This window comes from Pseudohaliea sp., assembly GCF_040217025.1.
Lineage (GTDB): Bacteria > Pseudomonadota > Gammaproteobacteria > Pseudomonadales > Halieaceae > Pseudohaliea.
On the sequence record NZ_JAVJOA010000012.1, the window covers coordinates 216,273 to 236,635 of the forward strand.

A 20,363-nucleotide genomic window follows, 5' to 3' on the forward strand; every position below is an offset into this window, starting at 1 on the left:
TCCTTGCTCCGGGAATGCCGGCAGGGCCGGCGGGCAAGAAGAATTACAGCGCGCGTCGCGGGCAGCGCGGAGGCAGGTCCGTGGCGGTCCGGCGATTGATCGTGGCGAATAGTGGCAGCGGCGGATCGGGAGCGGGTCAGCCGAGCACCGCTTTCAGCGCCTCACAGACCCGCTCCACCTCCTCCGGGCTGTTGTAGTGAACCAGCGACAGGCGGACCACGCCGCTCGCCGGGTCGATGCCCATGGCCTCGAGCAGGCGGTGGGCGTAGAAGTGACCGCTCTCCGCGCCGATGCCCGCGCGGTGCAGGCCGGCCGCCACCGCCGAGGGAGCCTGCCGCGTTGGCACGAAGGAGACGGTGGCCGAGCGGTTCGCCGTATCGCGCCGGCCCAGCAGGCGTGCGTCAGCGCGGTCGGCCAGCAGTGCCAGCAGCGGCGCGGCAAGACCGGCCTCGTGCGCGGCCATGGCGGCCCCCACGCAGGCCAGCCGCTCGCGGCGCGGGGCGGCTTCCGGCACGCCAAGCCGGACGGCCAGCGCATCGAAATAATCGAGGACCCCGGCACAGCCAGCCACCGCCGCATGCTGCGGCCCCGTGGGGTTGAAACGCTTGTGGCTGTCGCCCTCGAGGAAGTAGTGGCACTGCGGTGTCGCGACCGCCTCGGCGGCGCTCGAGAGGGTCATGATGCCCTGGTGCGGGCCATAGACCTTGTAGACACTGAACAGGTACAGGTCGGCGTCCAGGTCGGCCGGGCTGCAAAGCTCGTGCGGGGCGTGGGCGACTGCATCGACCGCGACCAGGGCATCTGAGCGCTCGCGCACGGCGCTGGCGATGGCCTGCACCGGGTTGGTCCCGCCGAGGATGTTCGAGCTCTGGGTAAAGAACACCCAGCGCGTGCGCGGCCCGAGCAGCGGGTAGAGGTCATCGGGGTCGAGTTCCCCGCTCACCGGGTCCACGGGCCATTCGCGCACGGTGACACCGCGCGCCGCCGCGGCCCGCCGCCAGGCGCCCTGGTTGGCCTCGTGGTCCTGCACCGCGACCACGATCTCGTCACCCGGCTCCCAGCCCGGCGCGAACGCCTGGGCCATGACGTAGCTGTTGGCGGAGGTGGAAGGGCCGAAGGTCAGCTGCGACAGCGGCACACCGAGCGCTTCCGCCCAGCCCTCGCGCGCCCGGTCCATCGCCGCCCCCGCCTCCCGGGACGGTTCGAAGGGGCTGTGGGGCTGCACGCGCATGCGTCGCTGGTAGTCGTCGAGAATCCCGAGTACCGGCTCGGCCACGAAGGTGCCGCCGGCATTGGCGCAGAAGACCTGTTCACCGAGCCCGGCGAGCGCCGGGAACTGGCTGCGCACCCAGGGGAGGTCCAGGGCGGGCGTGTCGGCTTTCCGCAACGGGTGGCTCGCCGGCATCGGCTACCCGTCCCGCTCGTCGTCGCGCAGGAGCCCGAAGACCAGGATGAGATGGCCGTCAAAATCGATGATGCCGAACTCCATGCCCGGTCGTCCGGCCTCGCGGCTCATGAACTCGACCGGCTCGATGGTCTCGAGGCCCATGGCCTCGACCCGGGCCTTCACCCCCTCGACATCGGCCACGGTCTGCACGAAGGCGACGGCGCGCGGGCTGTCGGGCAGCCCCAGCGCGATGCCCGGCACCTCGCCGAGGCCGAGGACGTTGCTGTGCCCGCCGTCACCGTCGAGGTAGGCGAAGCGCTTCATGGCACCGGGCTCGATGTTGAAGAAACGGTAGGAATAGGAGTCTGCCGGTGTGTCCGTTACCCGGCTCACCGTGAGGCCGAGCACGTCACGGTAGAGGGTCAGGGCGCGCTCGAGGTCCGCAACCAGGATCGAGTGGCGATAGATCGGCGCCAACCGCTCGATGGATGCATCACCGGCCCGGGCCGAGGCAATGGGTAACAGCAACGGCAGGGCCACCAGGGCAACGAAGAAAGCGCGCAGGACGGGCATGGGAACTCTCCGGTAGCGGTTTACTGCAAACGAGCGCGTGCAAACCATCGCTTGCAAGGGATCTTGTGCATTCAATCTCCGGCAAACATAGCACAGGGCCGGGTGCCCCTGTTGCCCCCGGTCAGAACCCTAGAGTTCGCCCAGGTCCACCAGCGTCCTCGCGCTTTCGAGGATGGACTCCCGCGCCGGCACCAGGTCGCGGCCGAGCAGGGCCCGCGCCCGGCTGTTGTCGAAGGCGCGGGTCTTGCCGAGCTCGGGGACGATCTGCTTCAGCGTGGGGTTCAGCAGCGACAGCGCGCGCACCAGCCAGTTGGGCAGTTCGCCTTTCGGCAGCTTGCGCGTCGGGTAGGCCTCGCGGAGCACCTCGCCGATCTCCCGGAAGCTGAGCACCGATTCACCGAGGAGAAAGCGCCGCCCCACCGCCTCCGGGTCCGTCATGGCGGCGACGTGGGCATCGGCGACGTCGCGCACATCGACGACGCCGAAGGTGAGCTTCGGGTAGGCCGGCAGCTTGCCCTGCATGGGCTGGACGACGACCTCGAGCGATGCCGACACATCGCCGCTCATCGCCGGCCCGAGCACGACCACCGGGTTGATGCAGGCGAGCTCGAGGCCGGCGCCCTCGCCCTCCACGTACTCCCAGGCGGCACGCTCCGCCAGCGTCTTTGAACGCGTGTAGGCGGTGTTGTCCGCGAGGTTGTCGGGGTTCGACCAGTGGCTCTCGTCGAGCACCGCGGGGCGCCGGTCGCCCCAGCCGTAGGCGATGGCCGCCATGGACGAGGTCATCACCGCCCGGCGCACCCCGGCCGCCTTCGCCGCGCGCAGGGCGCGGAGCGCGCCCTCGCGGGCCGGCCGGATCAGCGTGTCGTGGTCCTTCGGCAGGTTTGCCGGCAGCGGTGACGCCAGGTGCTGCAGGTAGTCGATGCCGTCCATGGCCTCGGCCCAGCCGTCGTCACTGGTGAGGTCCGCCGCGACGATCTCGATGGCGATGTCGCGGCCGGCGTAGCGGCTGAGCGTGGCGTTGAGCGTGGCCGCACGCTCTGCACTGCGCGCCGTACCCCGTACCTCGTGCCCGGCGTCGAGCAGCCTGAGGATCGTGTGCGATGCAATGAAACCGGTCGCGCCGGTGACGAGTACCCTGGCCATGGGCGGTTCCCTCACTGCGAACGTCCTGCCATGCTACACCCGCCCCCGGGGCGCAGCCACCCTCGCCCGGCCGCAACCGGCCGCGGGAAAGGCCGGCAGCCCCACGGACTGATCGTCTCACGGATCGAAAGGACACCCGCTATGCGCCGCCTCGCCCTGTTCCTCGCCATCGCCGTCGCCATCGGCCTGTTCTTCGGTCTCGGCCTCGACCGCTACCTGACCCTCGCCTACGCCCGCGAGAGCGTGGCGCAGTTCCAGGCCCTGCGGGAGAGCGAGCCGGTGGCGCTGATCGCCGGCTACTTCGCCGTCTACGTGACGGTGGCGGCACTGTCGCTGCCGGGCGCGGCGATCATGACCCTCGCCGGCGGTGCCCTCTTCGGCCTCGCCCAGGGGACGCTGATCGTCTCCTTCGCCTCGAGCATCGGCGCCCTGCTCGCCTTCCTCGTCGCGCGCTACCTGCTGCGCGCAACGGTGCAGGACCGCTTCGGTGACCGGCTCCGGGCCATCAACGACGGCATGCGCCGCGACGGGGCGTTCTACCTGTTCACGCTCAGGCTGGTGCCGGTGTTTCCCTTTTTCATCATCAACCTGCTGATGGCGCTCACACCGATCCGCGCCGGTACCTACTACCTCGTAAGCCAGGTCGGCATGCTGCCGGCCACGATCGTCTACGTGAACGCCGGCACCCAGCTCGGGCAGCTGGAGAGCGCGAGCGGGATCCTGTCGCCGGAGCTCATCGCCTCCTTCGTTCTCCTCGGCCTGTTCCCACTGCTCGCCCGCAAGCTCACGGAAGCGCTGAAGCGCCGACGGGTCTACCGGCGCTGGGAAAAGCCGAAACGCTTCGACCGCAACCTGCTGGTCATCGGCGCCGGTGCGGCCGGCCTCGTCTCCGCCTACATCGCCGCCACTGTGCGCTCGCGCGTGACCCTGGTCGAGGCGGGGGCCATGGGCGGTGACTGCCTGAACACCGGCTGCGTACCGAGCAAGGCCCTGCTCGCCAGCGCCCGCCTCGCGGCGCGCCTGCGCGACGCGGAGCGCTACGGCATCCGGCCCGGGGGCGAACTCACGGTGGACTTCCCCACGGTGGTTCGGCGGGTGCAGTCGGTGATCCGGGCCATAGAGCCCCACGACAGCGTGGAGCGCTACGAGGGCCTGGGCGTCGACGTCGCGCGCGGCTACGCGCGGATCGTGGACCCGTGGACCGTCAGTATCCGTGACGAGAACGGAAACGAGCGGCGGCTGAGCAGCCGCGCTATCGTCATCGCCGCCGGTGCCGCCCCGGTGGTGCCGCCCCTGCCCGGCCTCGATGCGGTGGAGTGCCTGACCAGCGAGACGCTCTGGGATGCCATGGCGACCCGCTCGGAGCCCCCCGCACGGCTGGTCGTACTCGGCGGCGGGCCCATCGGCTGCGAGCTCGCGCAGGCCTTTGCCCGGCTGGGCAGCCGGGTCACGGTGGTCGAGATGCTGCCGCGGCTGCTGGGCCGGGAGGACGGCGAGGCCGCGGAGATCATCGCCACGACCCTGGCTGCCGACGGCGTCAGCGTGCAAACGGGCCACCGCGCCGTGCGCTGCGACCCGGGGGAGAACGGCGAGCCGGCTGTGCTGGTCACGGAGTGCGACGGTACCGAGCACCGCCACGCCTTCGACACGCTGCTCTGCGCCATCGGCCGGCGGCCACGGCTGACCGGTTACGGCCTCGAGGACCTCGGCATCGAAACCGGCGCGCCGCTGGTTGCCAACGACTACCTCGAGACCCTGTACCCGAACATCTATGCGGCCGGCGACGTGGCCGGCCCCTACCAGTTCACCCATGTCGCCGCGCACCAGGCCTGGTACGCCGCGGTGAACGCGCTCTTCGGCCAGTTCAAGCGCTTCGCCGTCGACTACCGGGTCATCCCCCGGGTGACCTACACGGACCCGGAGGTCGCGAGCGTCGGCCTCACGGAGGCAGAGGCGGCAGAGCGTGGTATCGCGGTCACGGTGACCCGCTACGACCTCGAGGATCTCGACCGCGCCATCGCCGACGGCCACCCCGGCGGTTTCGTGAAGATCCTCACCGCGCCCGGCAAGGACCGCATCCTGGGCGCCACGCTCGTGGGTGACCATGCGGGCGAACTGCTGGCGGAGGTCGTGCTGGCCATGAAGCACAAGCTGGGGCTGAACAAGCTCCTGGGCACCATCCACGCCTACCCGACCTGGGCGGAAGCGAACAAGTTCGCCGCCGGCGCGTGGAAGAAGGCCCACGCGCCGGAGCGTGTACTCGCGCTGCTGGAGCGCTACCACCGCTGGCGGCGGGGTTAGCTCGGCGACTCCCGGCTCAGCAACGCCTAGCGCGGCGGGTCCACCCGCAGAGCGCTCGAGCCGTTCACCCGGTACCAGCCCGCGATGGAGTAGCGCGGGCGGGCCGCCGGCAGTACTTCGTGGGGGACTTCCTCGGACAGGAAGGTGACCAGCGTCCCCTGCAGCGGCGTCACCCGCAGCCCCTCGTGGTCGTCGGCGTCGCGGTACAGTACCAGCTCACCGCCGTCGGCCGGCCCCCAGCCGGGGTTCAGGTAGGCGACCAGGGACAGGACCCGGTTCGCCTCACCCCGGAAGGCGTCCACGTGCCGTCGGTAGAAATCACCCGGGCCGTAGCAGGCGTAGTGACTCTCGAAGGAGAACAGGCCGAGGAGCAGGTGGCGGTTCAGTGCCTCGCGCAGCCGGCCGGTCCAGGCTACCCAGGCCGCGGCGGCCGGTGAAGCACCCTGGATCCAGCAGATGGCGTCGCTGCGCACGAAACGGTTGAGCTGGTGGTCCCCGGCCCGGCCGACCCCGGCGGGCCGGAAGGCCTGTGCCGGCAGCGCTGCCACCTCGGTCCGCAGCGACGCCGCGAGATCCTCCGGCAGGGCTCCGTGACGAACGCTGTAGCCGTGTTCGTGCAGGTCGGTGGCTACCGCCTCGAAGAGGGTCTCGTCGCCCCCACCGGTGGTGGCTGGCTGCGCTGGCATGGATTGATCTCGACAGGGGCGGCGAACCGCCGGTGCGGCTTTTTACGCCGATCCCACCCCCGTGGCAAGCGCCGCCGTCAGTGGTCGCCGTGCTCCGGCAGGTTCGCGGCGATCTCGGCGGCCAGCTCGGGCTGTTCGCGGTAGACGTCCTCGACACTGCGCCAGCGCCGCTCACGCTCGTCATAGCAGCGGATATCGCCGTGGCCGATGTCGTAGATCCAGCCGTGGAGTTCGAGGGCATCGCTGGCGATGGCGGCGGCTACCGCCGGGTGGGTCATCAGGTGTCGCAGCTGCAGCACCACGTTTTCCTCTGTCAGCTCCGAGAGGTGCTCACCGCGGATGCCGCCGTGCCGCGCCCGCACCGTGGCAACCGCTGCCAGCGTGTGGCCCAGCCAGTCACTCGTGTGCGGGAGTTCCGCGAGGTCCTCCGGTGCCATGGCGCCCTTGATGGCCCCGCAGTCCGTGTGCCCACAGACCACGACATGCTTCACCCGGAGCGCGGAGACGGCGTACTCGATGGCGGCCGTGGTACCACCCGCATGGCGCTCGTGCGGCGGCACGATATTGCCCGCATTGCGGATGATGAACAGGTCGCCGGGGGCCGCCTGGGTCACCAGGTTGGGGTCGATGCGCGAATCGGAGCAGGTGATGAAGAGGATTCTCGGGTTCTGCGCGCTCGACAACTCCGTGAACAGCTCCTGCCGCTCCGGGAAGATCTCTGTCTTGAACTTGTATACACCGGCCAGCAGCTTGCGCATCCCGCCCCCGAAAGCCCGCGGCTACCTGTAACGACTCTGCTCGCGAGTATAACAGGGGCGGCGCAGCGGCTGTTCTCTTGCGCTGCCTGCCGGGTTATCCTGCGGGCCGCTGCGGGGGGCGGCCGACATCAAGACCAATAATGCAAAATCCTAGAAGCCTTGCCGACGGAGGACGCCGCGTACGCGCCGCGGGGCCGCGCCTGCCCCTGCTGCGGCGCGCCGCCCTCTACCTGCCGCTGCTGTTGTTGATGCTCGGGCCCGCCAGCAGCCTGGCACTTCAGCACGAGCGCAGCCCCAGCCAGTTCCTCCTGCGCCAGTACGAGCGCGAGCACGGCCTGCCCTCCGAGACGGTCTGGATGGCGCGCCAGGGACCGTCGGGCTATCTCTGGCTGGCGACGCGCCGGGGCCTGGTGCGCTTCGACGGTCTCAATTTCACCGTATTCAACGCCGAGAACCACCCGGCTTTCGCCAACAGCGATGTGCGGGTGATCGAGTGGACCACGGACGGGCAGCTGTGGATCGGCACCTACGGGGGCGGCGCCCTGCGCATGAACGGTGACCGCTTCACAGCAGTCACCCGCGAGGACGGGCTCGCCAGCGACACCGTCTACGACATCCACGTCGCCGACGACGGCACCGTCTGGTTCGCCACCGGGAGCGGCGTTAGCCGCTACCGGGACGGGGAGTTCCGAAGCTGGGGCAAAGCAGAGGGGCTGGCCACCGACCGCCTGTTCCAGATAGCGGAAGGCGGCAATGGCGTGCTCTGGTTCAGCAGCCTCACCAGCGGCCTTTCCGTCTTCGACGGGGAAGGCTTCCGGGCCGTCGGCGTTGACGGGGGGCTGGACTCGCCACAGGTGTTGCTGCTGCACCGCGACGCAGACCTGGGCATCGTTGCCGGCACCCAGCCCGGTGGCCTCTATCGCCTGGGCGACGACGGTGGCATCGACACGCTCGGCCTCGGCGAGCCGCTCCCCGTGCAGGCCATGCTTCGGGATGACGAGGGAACGCTCTGGCTGGGTACCTATGGCCGGGGGCTCTGGCGGCAGTGGGCGGACGGCCGACGGGAGCGCTTTCCGCTGCCGGGTGCCGGGCTGGTCTTCGACCTGACCGAGGACCGGGACGGCAACCTCTGGGCATCCACGGTACGCGGCCTGTTCCGCATCCGCGACAGCGCCTTCCTGCCCTTCGGCGAGGCGGAGGGTGTCTCCGATGCCGCCTTTGTCGTCGCCGTCGACGGCGGCGGCAACGTCCTGGCCGGCGCCGAGAACGCCGGGCTGTTCCGCATCACCGCGGACGGCCGCAGCAGCGAGCCCTGGCCCATGCTCGCCGGGCAGAGCGTGTCGTCACTGCTGCTGCGGGACAACGGTGAACTCTGGGTGGGCACCTTCGGCGATGGCCTCAAGCGCTTCGCCGACAGCGCGGGCGGCCGGCTTATCGGCACCGTGGACAACCTTGCCGGCAGGCACATCCTGGCGATGGTCGAGCGCGCGGACGGCAGCGTCTGGATCGCCTCCGACGGCGGCGTCGACCGCTGGCAGTACGGGGCGGTCGGGCCGGCGCCGCTGCAGCAGGCCGTCTCCGGAACGCTCGTGCGGCATTTCCGGGAAACCCGCGACGGCACGCTCTGGCTGGGTACCAACGACGGGCTCCTCGCCTGGGACGGAGAGTCGGTGCGCCGCTGGACCCGCGACGACGGCCTGGCCGGGAACATCGTCGTCGCCATGCACGAGGACCCGCGGGGCATCCTGTGGATCGGCAGCCGCGATGGCGGCCTGACGCGCCGCGAGGGCGAAACGCTGTTTGCCTTCGGGGCGGAGCAGGGGCTGCCGCAGCCCTCCGTGCAGGCCATTCTCGAAGATAGTGAGGGCGGGCTATGGCTGTCGGGCGGTGAGGGTCTCACCTGGGCGGACCGCGACAGCCTCGACGCCGTGGCCCGGGGCGAAGCCGCGCAGGCGACCGCCCGCTTACTGCGCGAAAATGACGGGCTGCGCTCGGCCCAATTCCAGGGCGGCTTCCAGCCCGCGGGCGCCGTTGGCCCGGACGGGCGCCTCTGGCTGCCGACCAATGGCGGTGTCGTCGGCTTCGACCCGGGAGCCGTGCTCGCGCCCGCGCCGCGGCTTCAGACCTATATCGAGGCCGTGCGGGTCAACGGCGAACCCGTCGCACTCAGCCGGCCGCTGACGCTGCCGGCCACGCTCAACAGCCTGGAGATCGATTACACCGCGCCGCAGCTTTCCAATGCCGAGAATGTGCGCTTCCGCTACCGGGTCGGCGACGAGGGCGAATGGCAGGATGCCGGCGCCCGGCGGACGGCGTACTTCACGTCCATGCCGGCGGGCGAACAGGTGTTCACCGTGAAGGCGAAAACCGGCGCCGGCCCCTTCCCCGAGCCCAACGGCGACAGTGCGCGGCTGCTCCTCCACCGCACACCCCACTGGTTTGAAACGCCCTGGGCCCCCGTTGGCGGCGCGCTGCTGCTGGCGCTGGCGGCGGGCCTCGGCTACCGGTTCCTCGCCCGGCGGGCCCGGGGCCGGGAGCAGCGCCTGGAGCAGCTGGTAAACCGACGCACCGAGGAACTGCAGGCGGCGCTCGCCAAGGTGGAGGAGATCTCGCGTATCGACGGCCTCACCGGCGTCGCCAACCGGCGCTACTTCGAGGAGCGACTGGCGGCGACCTGGAAGATGGCGGCACGGGCAGTGCGGCCGGTGAGCGTGATCATGCTGGACATCGACCGCTTCAAGCAGTTCAACGACAGCCTCGGCCACCAGGCCGGGGATGAATGCCTGCGGCAGATCGCCGAGGGCCTGCAGGGTGGCCTGCTGCGCGATAACGACCTGGTGGCTCGCTACGGCGGCGAGGAGTTCGTGATCCTCCTCTACGACGCCGACGGCGAGGGTGCGGCGCGCGTGGCGCGCCGGATCATCGAGCAGGTCGACGCGCTGAAGCTGCGCCACCCCGAGAGCGATGTCTCTCCCTACGTGACGGTCAGCCTCGGTTGCGCCACCGCCCGCGCCGGCGAGCTGGAAGACCCGTACGTCCTCGTGGACCGGGCCGACCGGGCGCTCTACGACGCCAAGCGCGCAGGCCGCAGCCAGCTCAAGGTGTTCGCGACCTCCGGCTGACCTGCCCCCCGGCAGAGACAGGGGCCTGCAACAGCGGTTCAGCGACGGGCAATGGCCGTGCTGTCGACGGTATAGCGGCGCAGCGTCTGCCGCGCCTCGGCGACAGCCGCGGCGAGGGTCTGCTCACCACTCGCCAGCGCATCGGCGTGGCCGAGGAAGTCCGCGTACATCGCCTCCGGCTCGCCCTCGAGCGTCAGGCCGATTTCACCCTGCTCCTGTTCCAGGCGCGTCCACAGCTCGCGGACCGCGGCCCAGTAGTCAGCGGTCTCCCGCCAGTAGTCTTCGGCAATGGCCACTGCAAAGTCACCGTTGTGCTGGTAGCGATTGACGCCGACTTCCCGCACCAGCGGCTCCGGCCCCGCCGCACCGAGACGCACCTTCGTGTTGTCCTGCTCGTGCACCCAGCCCCCCGGCGTGAGCGCGTGGCGGTTCACCGCGCGGATCGCATCGTAGTCATCGCGCTTGGTCGCGTCGCGGCGGGGCAGCGGACGCAGGGCCGGTTCGGAGGTCCAGGCGGCCGTGCCCCGGTCGTGGCGCCAGTCACCGAGGGCTGCATAGCGGGGGCTGTCATCGACCTGGTAGACGAACTGCGCCCAGCGGCCAGCGGCTTCCCCGGGGTCGAGGTCGCGACGGCGCCAGCGGTTGTCGCCCAGGTAGTCGAAGACGTAAGCCGGCTCGTAGACCCACTTCTGCCGCCAGTGCTTGACCGGCAGCTGCTTGCCATCGGCACCCACGACCAGGATGTGCTGCAGCTCGATCAGCCCGGGTTCGTCGCGGATGACCCGCACTACCTCGAAGGCACCGGAGTGATAGGGATCTGCGGGCGTATAGGCGGCATCGAAGCTGACCGTCTCCTCGAAATCGAAGGTCACGGCGTAGTCCCCGGCCATCGCGAGAATTGCCTCGCGGTCCGCGGCGGGCGGCGCCGCCGTGTTATCGGCAACGCCCGGGCCGCTGCTCGCGCAGCCGCCGAGGGACGTGAGCAGCAGCGTCGCCAGCAGCCCCGCCGCCAGCTTAAGGGGCCGCCGGGCCCCGGTCATGGTGTGCATCATTATCGATCTCCCTGTTACCGCCACCGCATAAGCGGCGGCCTCCATGAACGAACGCTAACTTTAATGCGAATCATTATTGTTTGTGTTCACCAATTTTGCAAGGCGGAAAGCAGGGAACAAGCTGAAGGGGACAAAACACTGACAGGGGTCATGCACCGGCGGGTAAGGCCGTGGGAAAATGACGGCTCAGCCATGTACAGGGGGGACCCATGGACAGCTTCGCAAAGAAGTATCTCGTCGGCCTCGTCGCGGTGGTCCTCATCGCCGCCGGCTACTGGTACCTGAACCGGGACACCCGGGTCGCGGACCTCAACGCCATGCTCGCGGCCGACGCGGAGCTCGCCGAGTACCCCTATCCCTTCCGGGTAAAGAGCCTCGCCAACGGTATCGCCATCATGGGCAGCCCGCGCTCAGCGGAGGTGCCGGTCATGCAGTTCCTGCGCACGGCTTTCCCGGCCCTGCGCAACACCCCGGTCGACGACCCGGCCATGATGGCGGCCCAGGATACGCTGGTCGACAAGCAGTCACGGGCCGCGAAGCTGGTCGAGGCCGAGGAGGATGTCCGCGCGGTGCGCTGGGAGCTCGACGAGCGCTGGTACAACGAGCACGGGGTGTTCCTGAACCGCTGACGCCGCGGTGCCACGCCGGCCTCGGCGATCAGGCGCCCGCAAAGGCCTCCATGGCCCAGGCCACGCGCTCGGCGGGTTCCGGAAGGCGCCGGTCGCCGAGGGCCTCCACGCGGCGCAGCCGCGGCAGCAGGCCGCAGCCGTTGGCGACCTGGATGGCGAGGCCCGGCCGGGCATTGAGCTCGAGGAGCAACGGGCCCTGCTGCCGGTCCAGCACCAGGTCCACCCCCAGGTAGCCAAGCCCGGTCATCTCGTGGCAGCGCGCTGCCAGCACCAGCAGCTCACGCCAGCCCGGAACGCGAATGGCATCCAGGGGCCGCCCCGTGTCCGGATGCAGCGCGAGCGGCTGACCGAACTGCACGGCGCGCAGGCAGCGGCCGCCGTCGAGCGCGAGGCCCACACCGACCGCGCCCTGGTGCAGGTTCGCCTTGCCGTCCGAATCGTGGGTGGACAGGCGCAGCATGGCCATGACCGGGTAACCCCGGAAGACCACTACCCGGATGTCGGGTACCCCTTCGAAGGAATAACCGCTGAAGCAGTCGTCGGCGCTGATCAGGTCCTCTACCAGCACCGCATCCGGGTTGCCGCCGAGCGAGTAGAGCCCGGCCAGGGTGTTGGACAGGTGCCGCTGCAGGTCCGCGAGGCCGACCCGGGCCCCGGAGGCCTTGACCCAGGCATCTTCGTCCCGGCGCTGGATCACCCAGATGCCCTTGCCCCCGGATCCCTTGGCGGGCTTCATCGCAAAGCCCTCCAGGGCCGCCAGCCGGCTGCCCACGCGCTGTACCTGGTGCTGCGCGCGCAGCACGAGGCGAAGCGACGGCGTCGGCACGCCGTATTCCTCCGCGAGGAGCTTGGTGCGCAGCTTGTCGTCCACCAGCGGGAAGCGGGAGCGCTCGTTGTAGCGCTGGATGAAGGCGAGGTTGCGCGCATTCATGCCCAGCATGCCGTAGGCCTCGAGGCGTTGCGGCGAGACCCAGCCCCTCACCGCCACTCCTCCTCGATGGCGTGGAAACGGCGCAGCTCCGACAGCTTGTAGCCCGTGTACTGTCCCATGGCGAGGATCGCCGCGAGCAGCACGAGGTTCAGCTCCGGGAAATTGAAAGTGAGGTGCTGCACCAGGGGCCAGCGCATGAGCGCGTAGGCCGCGACCGCCACGACGAGACTGCCGGTACCCTGGATCAGCACCTCGCGCACGCCCTCCTCCTCCCAGAGGATGCTCATGCGCTCGATGGTCCAGGCGATGATGATCATCGGGAAGAAGGTGATGATCATGCCGGTGCTGTAACCGAGCTGGTAGCCGAGGATGCTCAGCGCCGAAATGATGAAGATCACCAGTACGATGAGCGTCGCGATCCGCGCGACCAGCAGCAGGTTCAGCCGCGACAGGTAGCCGCGCATCATGAGGCCGAGGGCAACGACGGAAATGAAGCTCGCCAGCCCCGGCAGCAGGGAAGTCTGCAGGAATGCGAGGGCGATGAGAATCGGCATGAAGGTGCCCGCGGTGCGCACCCCCACCAGGACCCGCATGAACACCACGACCATGGCGCCCAGCGGCAGCAGCAGGAGCATCTTGAACATGCCCTGCTCCTCGATGGGCAGGCTGTGCAGTCCCACCTTGTAGAAGGCGCTGTCGCCGGCCGCGGCCCGGGCCAGCGTTTCCGCCGGCACGGACTGGCGCAGCATGGAGAAGTTCACGCGGGACTGGCGGGCGCCGCTCACGTCGATGAGCGAGCGGCCCTTGCGGTGCCAGAGGAGCAGGTCCTCCGGCACGCCGGCAGCCCCGGTCTGGGGGTCGATCAGCGTCCATTCACCGGCCTGGAAGACCTCCACCATGGGTTTCAGGTCCTGGCGCCGGCGCGCATCCTCCAGCTGCAGCGCGAGCACCTGCCGCGCCGGGACATCGGCATCATTGAGCAGCTTGTTCAGGAGCGCGGCACGGGACTCGGCCTGGCCCAGCAGGAGCGCGGCATTCTGGTCGCCCTGGCGGGTCGCCATCAGCTTGACCAGCTCCCGTGCCAGGCTCAGCGGGTCGCTGCTCGTCTCCCCGGCCCGGGCGAGGAGCTCCGCTGCGGCGGTGCCCTGCACCTCGCTCCAGAATACCGGCTCCGCCCTCGGCAACCGCGGCGGCGGCGCCGCAGGCGCGCGCGGGCGCGGCAGGAACTGCGCCGAATAGTAGAGGGACTGCGGGCCGCTGGCCTCGCGCCGGGTCCACTCGGCCCGCCGGTCTCCCCCGTCCTCCACGATGGAGAAACCGAAGCCCGGCGAGGCGGCCTGCTCCTGGGTGATGGTGAACTGCGGCAGGTCCTCGGGCACGGAAAGGCTCACGGAGACCGGACCACCGAGGGCGACGAGGTCCACCCGCGCTTCCACCTGCCACACGGAACGCTCCTGCCCGGGCAGGAACGGCGTGCCCGTTTCGAGGAACCTGAGGACGGCGACCAGAATGCCGGAAGCGGCAAGCAGCGCCACCGTGGCGAAAAAGGTGGCGCGGGGGTTCACTGTGCGGGCGGCTCGGGCGCGCGGTAAGGTGCGATATTCGACTGACCCACGTCGACGACCATGAGGTCCTTGAGGATATTCCGGCCGACGAGCATCTGGAAGTCCAGGTGGCTGCGGTCGCTTAGCGTGAACTCGGCCATCTGCCGTACCTCGCCGAGGACGATACCGAGTTCGATGACGGCTCGCCGCTCTGCCTCCTCGGACGTGGACTGGAGGATACGCACGACGCGGGCCACCGGTCGCTCGAGGGTCAGGGGCTCACCGGTCCCGGGATGGACGATATCGAAGCGGACCCACTCATCACCGTCGCGCTCGAACTCACGGATGTTGCGCGCGTCGAGGGAAGCCGTTTCGGCACCGGTATCGATGCGGGCGGGGAGTGCGAGCTGAAGGTCTTCGACCCAGACTTCCTCGCGGCGGCCGACCACCTGCTTGTCCCCCAGGCCGTCGGCGTCGTCCGCGCGGTCGCAGGCGGCCGCAGGCGTAAACGCCGGTGCCGTCTGCTCCGCCGCGACGAATTTCTCCATCGACTCGAGCATCGCGGGCACACCGGCGAGGCTCGCCTGCAGGGTCGCTACGTTGCCGGCCAGCGCCTGGCGTTCCTCGCGCGCTGCCTCCAGCCCCGCGGAAAGCCCGGCCAGTTCGTCCGACAGTCGATCGATGCGCTCGCCCACGCCCTGCGCTTCCGGCTCCGCCGGCGGCAGTTGCGCGCAGGCCGTGAGCAATGCGAGGAGGGATAGCAACCAGGCTGCCCGGTATCGCCCCAGCAGCGCCGCGGAGCGCTTTGGCCTCATGTTGTTACGCAGGGTCAGGCGCAAGACAGACTCAGGCGACCGCCTGGACCCGAGTGCCCTCGAGCTTCTTGGCGTTGTACATGGCCTCGTCTGCGCGAGCCAGGGCGGTCTCCATGGTGTCGTCATCGTTGAGTTGCGTCACCCCGCAGGAGATAGAGACGTCGAGCGGACGGCCGTTGTCGTTGAAACCGGCATGCGCGACTTCCTGGCAGACGCTGCGGGCAAAGATCTCCGCACCGGAGAGCGGCGTATCCGGCAGCAGCAGCAGGAACTCGTCGCCCCCGTAACGGCACACGATATCGCTCGCGCGGGAGCGCTCGTGAAGGATGTCCGCGACTTTCATGAGCACGAGGTCCCCGGCCGCGTGGCCGTAGGTATCGTTGATTTCCTTGAACTTGTTGCAGTCGACGAACACGATCGACAGCGGTGCCGCGGCCCGCTTCCAGCGCGCGTAGAGCTCCACCGAGCGCTCCTCGTACCCGGCCCGGTTATACACCCCCGTGAGCGGGTCCTTCAGCGCGAGGTCCGCCTTGTCGCGGATCTCGTTGCGCAGGCTGTCCGCCTCCTGCTCCAGCGTTTCCACCTGCTCGGAGAGTTCTTTCACCCGCGCCTGGGCCGCCTCGTACTGCTCGCGCTCCTCGGCGACGTGCCGCGCGAGACGCTCCGTGATGCGCAGCAGGGAGCCGTGCACCGCCTCCTGGTCGATACCGTGGGTCACCGCCTCGGACAGCCCGCTCACATCTGCGCCGACGTCGACTTCCAGCGCTTCCGACCGCTCCAGGGAGCGCCGCCCTTCGTCCGCCACGGAGGTGACGGCGTCTTCAAAGGACTCGAGCCGCTCGCGCAGGCTGCCGAGGAAATTGGACGCGTGCGCGCGCTCCTGCCGGATGCGATCGTCGATGCGATCGATCTCCCGGGTCACTTCCTTTAAGAGGGCCTCGGCCTGTTCGAGCGCCTGCAGCCCCTCGAGGCGCTGCCGGAGTTCGCCGCCGCGGGACGGCGAGCCGTTGAGTACATCGATGTGATCGACAAGGCGCGTGAGCAGCTCGACGAAGAGCATCACGGAGCGGTCCCGCTGCCCCTCCTCGCGGTCGGTACGCCGGCGCCCGAAGAGCCCGCGCGCGGCCCCGCTCTCGCTGCGGCCGCGGGCCGCGACCTCGACCAGTGCTTCTGCCGCGGCCTTCAACAGTGAGCTGAGGGCGGCCTGACGCTCCAGGGCGCTCTGGCCGGCGGCGATCCGGCGCACGAGGCCGTCGAGGTGCTGCTGGTCCTCGGAGCGGACGGGCATGCGCTTGACGAGCTGACTGAGCCCGGTGACATCCAGGGCGCCCGGCATGGCCTGGTTGCTATCGACGCCGACGCCGGTCGCCGAGAGCACATGGTGAGCCAGTTCCTCGGAGGCTTCGCCGAGCTGGTTGCCATCGGCCCCTTCGCGGACGAGACCCCGGATCTTGCCCAGCACCGCATCCACGTCGGCGTCGACGCCCTCGGCCATGCGCAGCAGCCTCAGGGTCAATCGCGCGAGCGCCTCGTCCCGATCCATGGTTGATGTCATCCCTTGTTCACAATGCCGCGGTCGCGGCCGACGTCCCGGCGCCGGACGCTGGCGTCAGGCGCGCTCCGACAGCGCCATTTCAAGCCGGTAGACGTACGCCAACACCTCCGCCACGGCAACATACAATGTTTCCGGTATTTCGTCACCCAGTGGAATTTCGCAGAGCAGCGTCGCGAGCCGCTCATCCTCCTGCAGGGGCACGCCGTGCGCCTCGGCAATGGCGCGGATACGCTGCGCGATATCGCCCTCTCCGCTTGCGACCACCCTCGGGGCGCCGACACCCGCGTAGACCAGTGCGGCGGACCGGGGCGGTACCCTGTTGTGGGTTTCGTTATGGTCTTCGTTGCGGTCGTCGTTCATGCCTTCCAGCCCGTCACGACGCCGCCGTCACTCTCCGTGCCGGCAGCTGCCTGCTCCGGCCCCAGCCGGACCTCGAGACCCTCGAGGGTAAGGCCCCGCGCCTTCATCGCATCACCGAGCTGATGCAGGCTGCCGCCGAGCACGGCGCCGCTGTCCGGCTTCTCCGCCTCGATACTCACCCGCGCCTGCTCCGGCCCCGCGTGCACGTGGACGACCAGCGCGCCGAGGCGCGGGAGATACAGGGACAGCACTGCATGCCAGCGGCGGGTGCCCGCGTCGCCGTCGGGCCGTTCGCGCCCTTCTTCCTCGTTGATGGACAGGCGTGCGCTGTGGATATCCTCGCCGAGGAAAAAGGGCAGATCGATGCGCCAGCTACGCCCTGCCCCCGCATCGCCGGGCAGTGAGGCGAGCTGGTTGAGCTGAAGGGCACCGAGCATGCCCTCGAGCTCGCGGGCGAACGCGCCCGCCCCCCGGGCGGAGGTCGCTTCCTCGCCCGACCCGCCGGCGCCCCGCAGCACCACCAGCAGGCGCTGCACGAGGACCTTGAGATCGCGCTCCGCCGACTGGCCCCCGCTCGCGAGCAGGCGGGCTTCGGAAAAGGTGCCGGATTGCTCGACGGCCCGCTTCAGGTTCCTCGCCTCGCCCAGCTGCGAGAGCCGGGGCAGCAGGTCCAGCAGCTGGCCGATGAGTGCCTGGGCATTGCCCGGCAGCCGCGCGATGCCCTCGGCACCCAGGGCCTGCAGGGCGGAAACGAGCGAAGGCGCGCCCGGGGTGGCGGCGGCGCGGACTGCGCCGCCCGTTTCCACGGCCTGGCCCGCCGGCGGGGGGATGGAGCGCAGCACCCGCAGCACCGGCACGGGCTCGAGTTGTTTCACCTCGAGCAGCAGCCGCGTACCCGGCTGCACGGGCACATCGGTAGCCGCAGTCAGCTGCTGCCCGCCCACTCGCAGCACGAGTTCACCGCTGGGTCGCTGCGAGGCAACCAGTGCATTGAGCACCTGCCCGACCTGCCAGTTGCGCAGCCAGATGCCGAAGTTCTTCTGGTCTACCCGGGTTGCAGTGAGGGCCAGCTGGACGTCTTCCACGACACCTCCGACGCGGTCTCTCGACTCAGTCTAGCACCGGGAAAACCCGACGGCTGCTAGGCAACCGACACGTGCGTTGGATACACTCTCCCTTCCGCTTTTTGCGAAGGTAGACCACAGCGCATGGATCTGGCCACGCTCCTCGGCCTGGTGGGCGCCATCGGCGTCGTCATGGCGGCGATTCTCACCGGCGGCTCTGCCATCGTCTTCTTCAATGTCCCCTCGATTCTCATCGTGCTCGGGGGCACCGTGCTCGTGGTGATGATCAAGTTCTCGCTGGCGCAGTTCTTCGGTGCCTTCCGCGTGGCCGCGAGAGCCTTCGTCTTCCGCCTCGATGATCCCGAGGCGCTCATCGCCCAGATCGTCGAGCTGTCCAACATCGCGCGGAAAGAGGGCATGCTGGCGCTCGAGAACCAGGAAATCGAGAACGAGTTCCTCGACGACGGCATCAAGATGCTCATCGACGGGAACAGCCGTGAGGTCGTCAGCACGGTCATGCAGAAGGACCTGCAGCAGACCATCGAACGCCACAACTGGGGCATGAAAGTCTTCAGCGCGACCGGCGATGTCGCGCCGGCCATGGGCATGATCGGCACCCTGATCGGGCTGGTGCAGATGCTGTCCTCCATGGACGACCCCAAGGCCATCGGGCCGGCGATGGCGGTTGCGCTGCTCACCACGCTCTACGGCGCGATCCTCGGCAACATGGTTGCCCTCCCCATCGCCGACAAGCTGAAGCTGCGCAAAAGCGAGGAGGGGCGCATCAAGGCCATGTGCATCGACGGGGTGCTCGCCATCCAGGAAGGCCAGAACCCGCGCATTGTCGAATCCATGCTCAAGGCCTACCTGGAACCCAAGAAGCGCAACAACGGTGACAGCGAGGAATGATCGACTTCGAGGACCCGGAAGACGAGCAACAGGGCGCGCCGGCCTGGATGGCGACCTTTGCCGACCTCATGTCCCTGCTCATGTGCTTCTTCGTGCTGCTCCTGTCTTTCTCGGAGATGGATGTCGAGAAATACAAGCAGATTGCCGGCTCCATGAAGCTGGCCTTCGGGGTCCAGAACCGCGTCAAGGTCGACGACATTCCCAAGGGAACGAGCGTGATTGCCAGGGAGTTCAGCCCCGGGAAGCCGGAACCGACGATCATGGACACCATCAACCAGGTCACGCAGCAGAACACGGAAAACTCCCTGCAGGTCGGCAACCCCGACGCACCGGAGCTCGACGACGAGCAAACGCGGGAGCTGCTCGAGAAAAAGGTGGAAGCGCTCCTCGAGGAGACCAAGGAAGACGCGGAGGAACTGCGCGAGATCCTGGCGCAGGAAGTGCAGACCGGGAAGGTCGACATCGAGACCGAAGGGCGGTCCATCATCGTCAGGATCCGCGAGAACGGTTCCTTCCCGTCGGGCTCGGCAACCCTGAATACCGACTTCCTGCCGGTCATGGACCGGCTGCGGGAAGCGCTGCTGGAGATTCCCGGCACGATCGCCGTCGAGGGCCACACGGACGACGTGCCGATCAGCGGCGGCCGCTTCCGCTCCAACTGGGATCTCTCGGCGAGCCGGGCACTGTCCGTGACCCACGAGCTGCTGAAAAGCGGTGAACTGTCCAATGACCGCCTCATGGTCGTCGGCTACGCCGAGACAGAGCCCTTCACGAACAATGAGAGCCCCGAGGGACGCGCGATGAACCGGCGGGTGGAACTGGTGATCAGGCAGTCCCTCGAGGACAGCCGCCAGGAGGACCTCGATGTCATCCGGGAGGCCAACTCGGACGTCGTCGACGTGCTGGAGCTGGATCGATGAGCGGGGGCGCTGACCGGAACCACGGAGAACGACGTCAGTTCTACCGCATCGCGGACCGGGTCAAGCTGCGCTACGAGACGATCGAAGAGGGGTCGGAAGCCAGCGGACAGGCAGGCGGGGCCATCGGCCTGAGTACCGGGCAGCTGCTGGGAGAGCTCGACGACGAGCTGGCGGAATGCATCAACCTGCTCGGGCGTGAAGACCCCCTGGCCGCGCGTGCGCTGGGCCTCCTGAACCGCAAGGTGTCACTGCTCGCCACCCTCAGCCTCTCCGAAGACGGCGATGAAGCCGCCAGCTACAAGGAGATGCTGGTCAGCCTCAGCGGCTGCGGCCTTGCCTTCGAGGCCGGCGAGCAGCTGCCGCCGGGCACCGCCCTGAAGCTGTGGCTTATCCTGCAGCCGTCGCAGCTGGAGGTGAGCATTACCGGACGGGTGGTCGATGCAGCGCCTGCCGGCCCCCCCGGGGAAGCACGCTTCTGGACACGCGTGGATTTCGATGATGAAGCCTGGGCCCGCGAGGAACTCATCCGCCACGTGGTGCAGAAGCAGGGCCTGCTGGTCGCGGAGCGCTCGGAGCAGTAAAGAGCCCTGGCTCCCGGGCCGGGGAATCCC

18 protein-coding genes are annotated in these 20,363 nt (G+C 69.1%); 6 read left to right on the forward strand and 12 right to left on the reverse strand.

The annotated features are described in order from the left end of the window. Positions 1–136: 136 nt before the first annotated feature. The 3 genes from RKE50_RS17895 to RKE50_RS17905 form a co-directional block, all read right to left on the reverse strand. Positions 137–1,405, reverse strand: a complete 1,269-nt coding sequence (locus RKE50_RS17895) for an aminotransferase class V-fold PLP-dependent enzyme (protein WP_350038823.1) — start codon at positions 1,403–1,405, stop codon at positions 137–139. Between the two features lie 3 nt (positions 1,406–1,408). Next, positions 1,409–1,960, reverse strand: coding sequence for a VOC family protein (locus tag RKE50_RS17900; RefSeq protein ID WP_350038825.1), 552 nt, complete (start codon positions 1,958–1,960; stop codon positions 1,409–1,411). A 129-nt stretch (positions 1,961–2,089) separates the two neighbouring features. Next, the gene (locus RKE50_RS17905) at positions 2,090–3,106 is read right to left on the reverse strand and encodes an SDR family oxidoreductase (RefSeq protein WP_350038827.1); all 1,017 of its coding nucleotides are present in this window, start codon (positions 3,104–3,106) and stop codon (positions 2,090–2,092) included. Positions 3,107–3,247: 141 nt separating this feature from the next. Between RKE50_RS17905 and RKE50_RS17910 the strand changes: the two genes are divergently transcribed. Next, positions 3,248–5,407, forward strand: coding sequence for a dihydrolipoyl dehydrogenase family protein (locus RKE50_RS17910; RefSeq protein ID WP_350038829.1), 2,160 nt, complete (start codon positions 3,248–3,250; stop codon positions 5,405–5,407). A 26-nt stretch (positions 5,408–5,433) separates the two neighbouring features. On the opposite strand, the gene RKE50_RS17915 is transcribed toward RKE50_RS17910, so the two are convergent. Beyond that, positions 5,434–6,093 carry a 2OG-Fe(II) oxygenase gene (locus tag RKE50_RS17915; protein ID WP_350038831.1) on the reverse strand — a complete coding sequence of 220 codons (660 nt, stop codon included), beginning with the start codon at positions 6,091–6,093 and terminating at the stop codon, positions 5,434–5,436. A gap of 77 nt (positions 6,094–6,170) precedes the next feature. After that, the gene (locus RKE50_RS17920) at positions 6,171–6,851 is read right to left on the reverse strand and encodes a carbonic anhydrase (protein ID WP_350038833.1); all 681 of its coding nucleotides are present in this window, start codon (positions 6,849–6,851) and stop codon (positions 6,171–6,173) included. Positions 6,852–6,991: 140 nt separating this feature from the next. Here RKE50_RS17920 and RKE50_RS17925 point away from each other — a divergent pair, with 140 nt between their 5' ends. Next, the gene (locus RKE50_RS17925) at positions 6,992–9,973 is read left to right on the forward strand and encodes a diguanylate cyclase (protein ID WP_350038835.1); all 2,982 of its coding nucleotides are present in this window, start codon (positions 6,992–6,994) and stop codon (positions 9,971–9,973) included. A 38-nt stretch (positions 9,974–10,011) separates the two neighbouring features. Here RKE50_RS17925 and RKE50_RS17930 read toward each other — a convergent pair whose 3' ends face one another. Further along, positions 10,012–11,025 carry a DUF6607 family protein gene (locus RKE50_RS17930; RefSeq protein ID WP_350038837.1) on the reverse strand — a complete coding sequence of 338 codons (1,014 nt, stop codon included), beginning with the start codon at positions 11,023–11,025 and terminating at the stop codon, positions 10,012–10,014. Between the two features lie 209 nt (positions 11,026–11,234). Between RKE50_RS17930 and RKE50_RS17935 the strand changes: the two genes are divergently transcribed. Further along, positions 11,235–11,654 carry a hypothetical protein gene (locus RKE50_RS17935; RefSeq protein WP_350038839.1) on the forward strand — a complete coding sequence of 140 codons (420 nt, stop codon included), beginning with the start codon at positions 11,235–11,237 and terminating at the stop codon, positions 11,652–11,654. A gap of 28 nt (positions 11,655–11,682) precedes the next feature. Here the strand turns inward: RKE50_RS17935 and RKE50_RS17940 are convergent, their stop codons facing one another. From RKE50_RS17940 to fliK, 6 genes are all read right to left on the reverse strand, one after another. Next, the gene (locus RKE50_RS17940; protein ID WP_350038841.1) at positions 11,683–12,636 is read right to left on the reverse strand and encodes an alpha-L-glutamate ligase-like protein; all 954 of its coding nucleotides are present in this window, start codon (positions 12,634–12,636) and stop codon (positions 11,683–11,685) included. Next, on the reverse strand, positions 12,633–14,150 hold the full coding sequence (locus RKE50_RS17945; protein ID WP_350038843.1) for an inactive transglutaminase family protein: 1,518 nt from the start codon (positions 14,148–14,150) through the stop codon (positions 12,633–12,635). Before RKE50_RS17945 ends, RKE50_RS17940 begins: the two co-directional genes overlap by 4 nt. Next, positions 14,147–14,944 carry an ATP-dependent zinc protease family protein gene (locus RKE50_RS17950; RefSeq protein ID WP_350038845.1) on the reverse strand — a complete coding sequence of 266 codons (798 nt, stop codon included), beginning with the start codon at positions 14,942–14,944 and terminating at the stop codon, positions 14,147–14,149. Before RKE50_RS17950 ends, RKE50_RS17945 begins: the two co-directional genes overlap by 4 nt. Positions 14,945–14,975: 31 nt before the next feature. Continuing rightward, complete coding sequence (locus RKE50_RS17955; RefSeq protein ID WP_350038847.1) at positions 14,976–16,487, reverse strand: diguanylate cyclase; 1,512 nt, start codon at positions 16,485–16,487, stop codon at positions 14,976–14,978. 66 nt (positions 16,488–16,553) lie between these two features. Next, positions 16,554–16,859 (reverse strand): EscU/YscU/HrcU family type III secretion system export apparatus switch protein, encoded by a 306-nt coding sequence (locus RKE50_RS17960; RefSeq protein WP_350038849.1) that lies wholly within the window; start codon positions 16,857–16,859, stop codon positions 16,554–16,556. After that, entirely contained in the window at positions 16,856–17,944 is a 1,089-nt protein-coding gene (fliK, locus tag RKE50_RS17965) for a flagellar hook-length control protein FliK (RefSeq protein WP_350038851.1), read from the reverse strand. Before fliK ends, RKE50_RS17960 begins: the two co-directional genes overlap by 4 nt. A gap of 123 nt (positions 17,945–18,067) precedes the next feature. On the opposite strand from fliK, the gene pomA reads away from it, so the two are divergent. From pomA to RKE50_RS17980, 3 genes are read left to right on the forward strand one after another with little or no spacing between them, the layout of a single operon-like run. Beyond that, on the forward strand, positions 18,068–18,832 hold the full coding sequence (gene pomA / locus RKE50_RS17970; protein ID WP_350038853.1) for a flagellar motor protein PomA: 765 nt from the start codon (positions 18,068–18,070) through the stop codon (positions 18,830–18,832). Beyond that, positions 18,829–19,752: a flagellar motor protein MotB gene (locus RKE50_RS17975; protein WP_350038855.1), complete on the forward strand. Its 924-nt coding sequence runs from the start codon at positions 18,829–18,831 to the stop codon at positions 19,750–19,752. Before pomA ends, RKE50_RS17975 begins: the two co-directional genes overlap by 4 nt. Next, positions 19,749–20,333 carry a PilZ domain-containing protein gene (locus RKE50_RS17980; RefSeq protein ID WP_350038857.1) on the forward strand — a complete coding sequence of 195 codons (585 nt, stop codon included), beginning with the start codon at positions 19,749–19,751 and terminating at the stop codon, positions 20,331–20,333. The genes RKE50_RS17975 and RKE50_RS17980 overlap by 4 nt, the downstream gene beginning before the upstream one ends. Positions 20,334–20,363 lie beyond the last annotated feature (30 nt).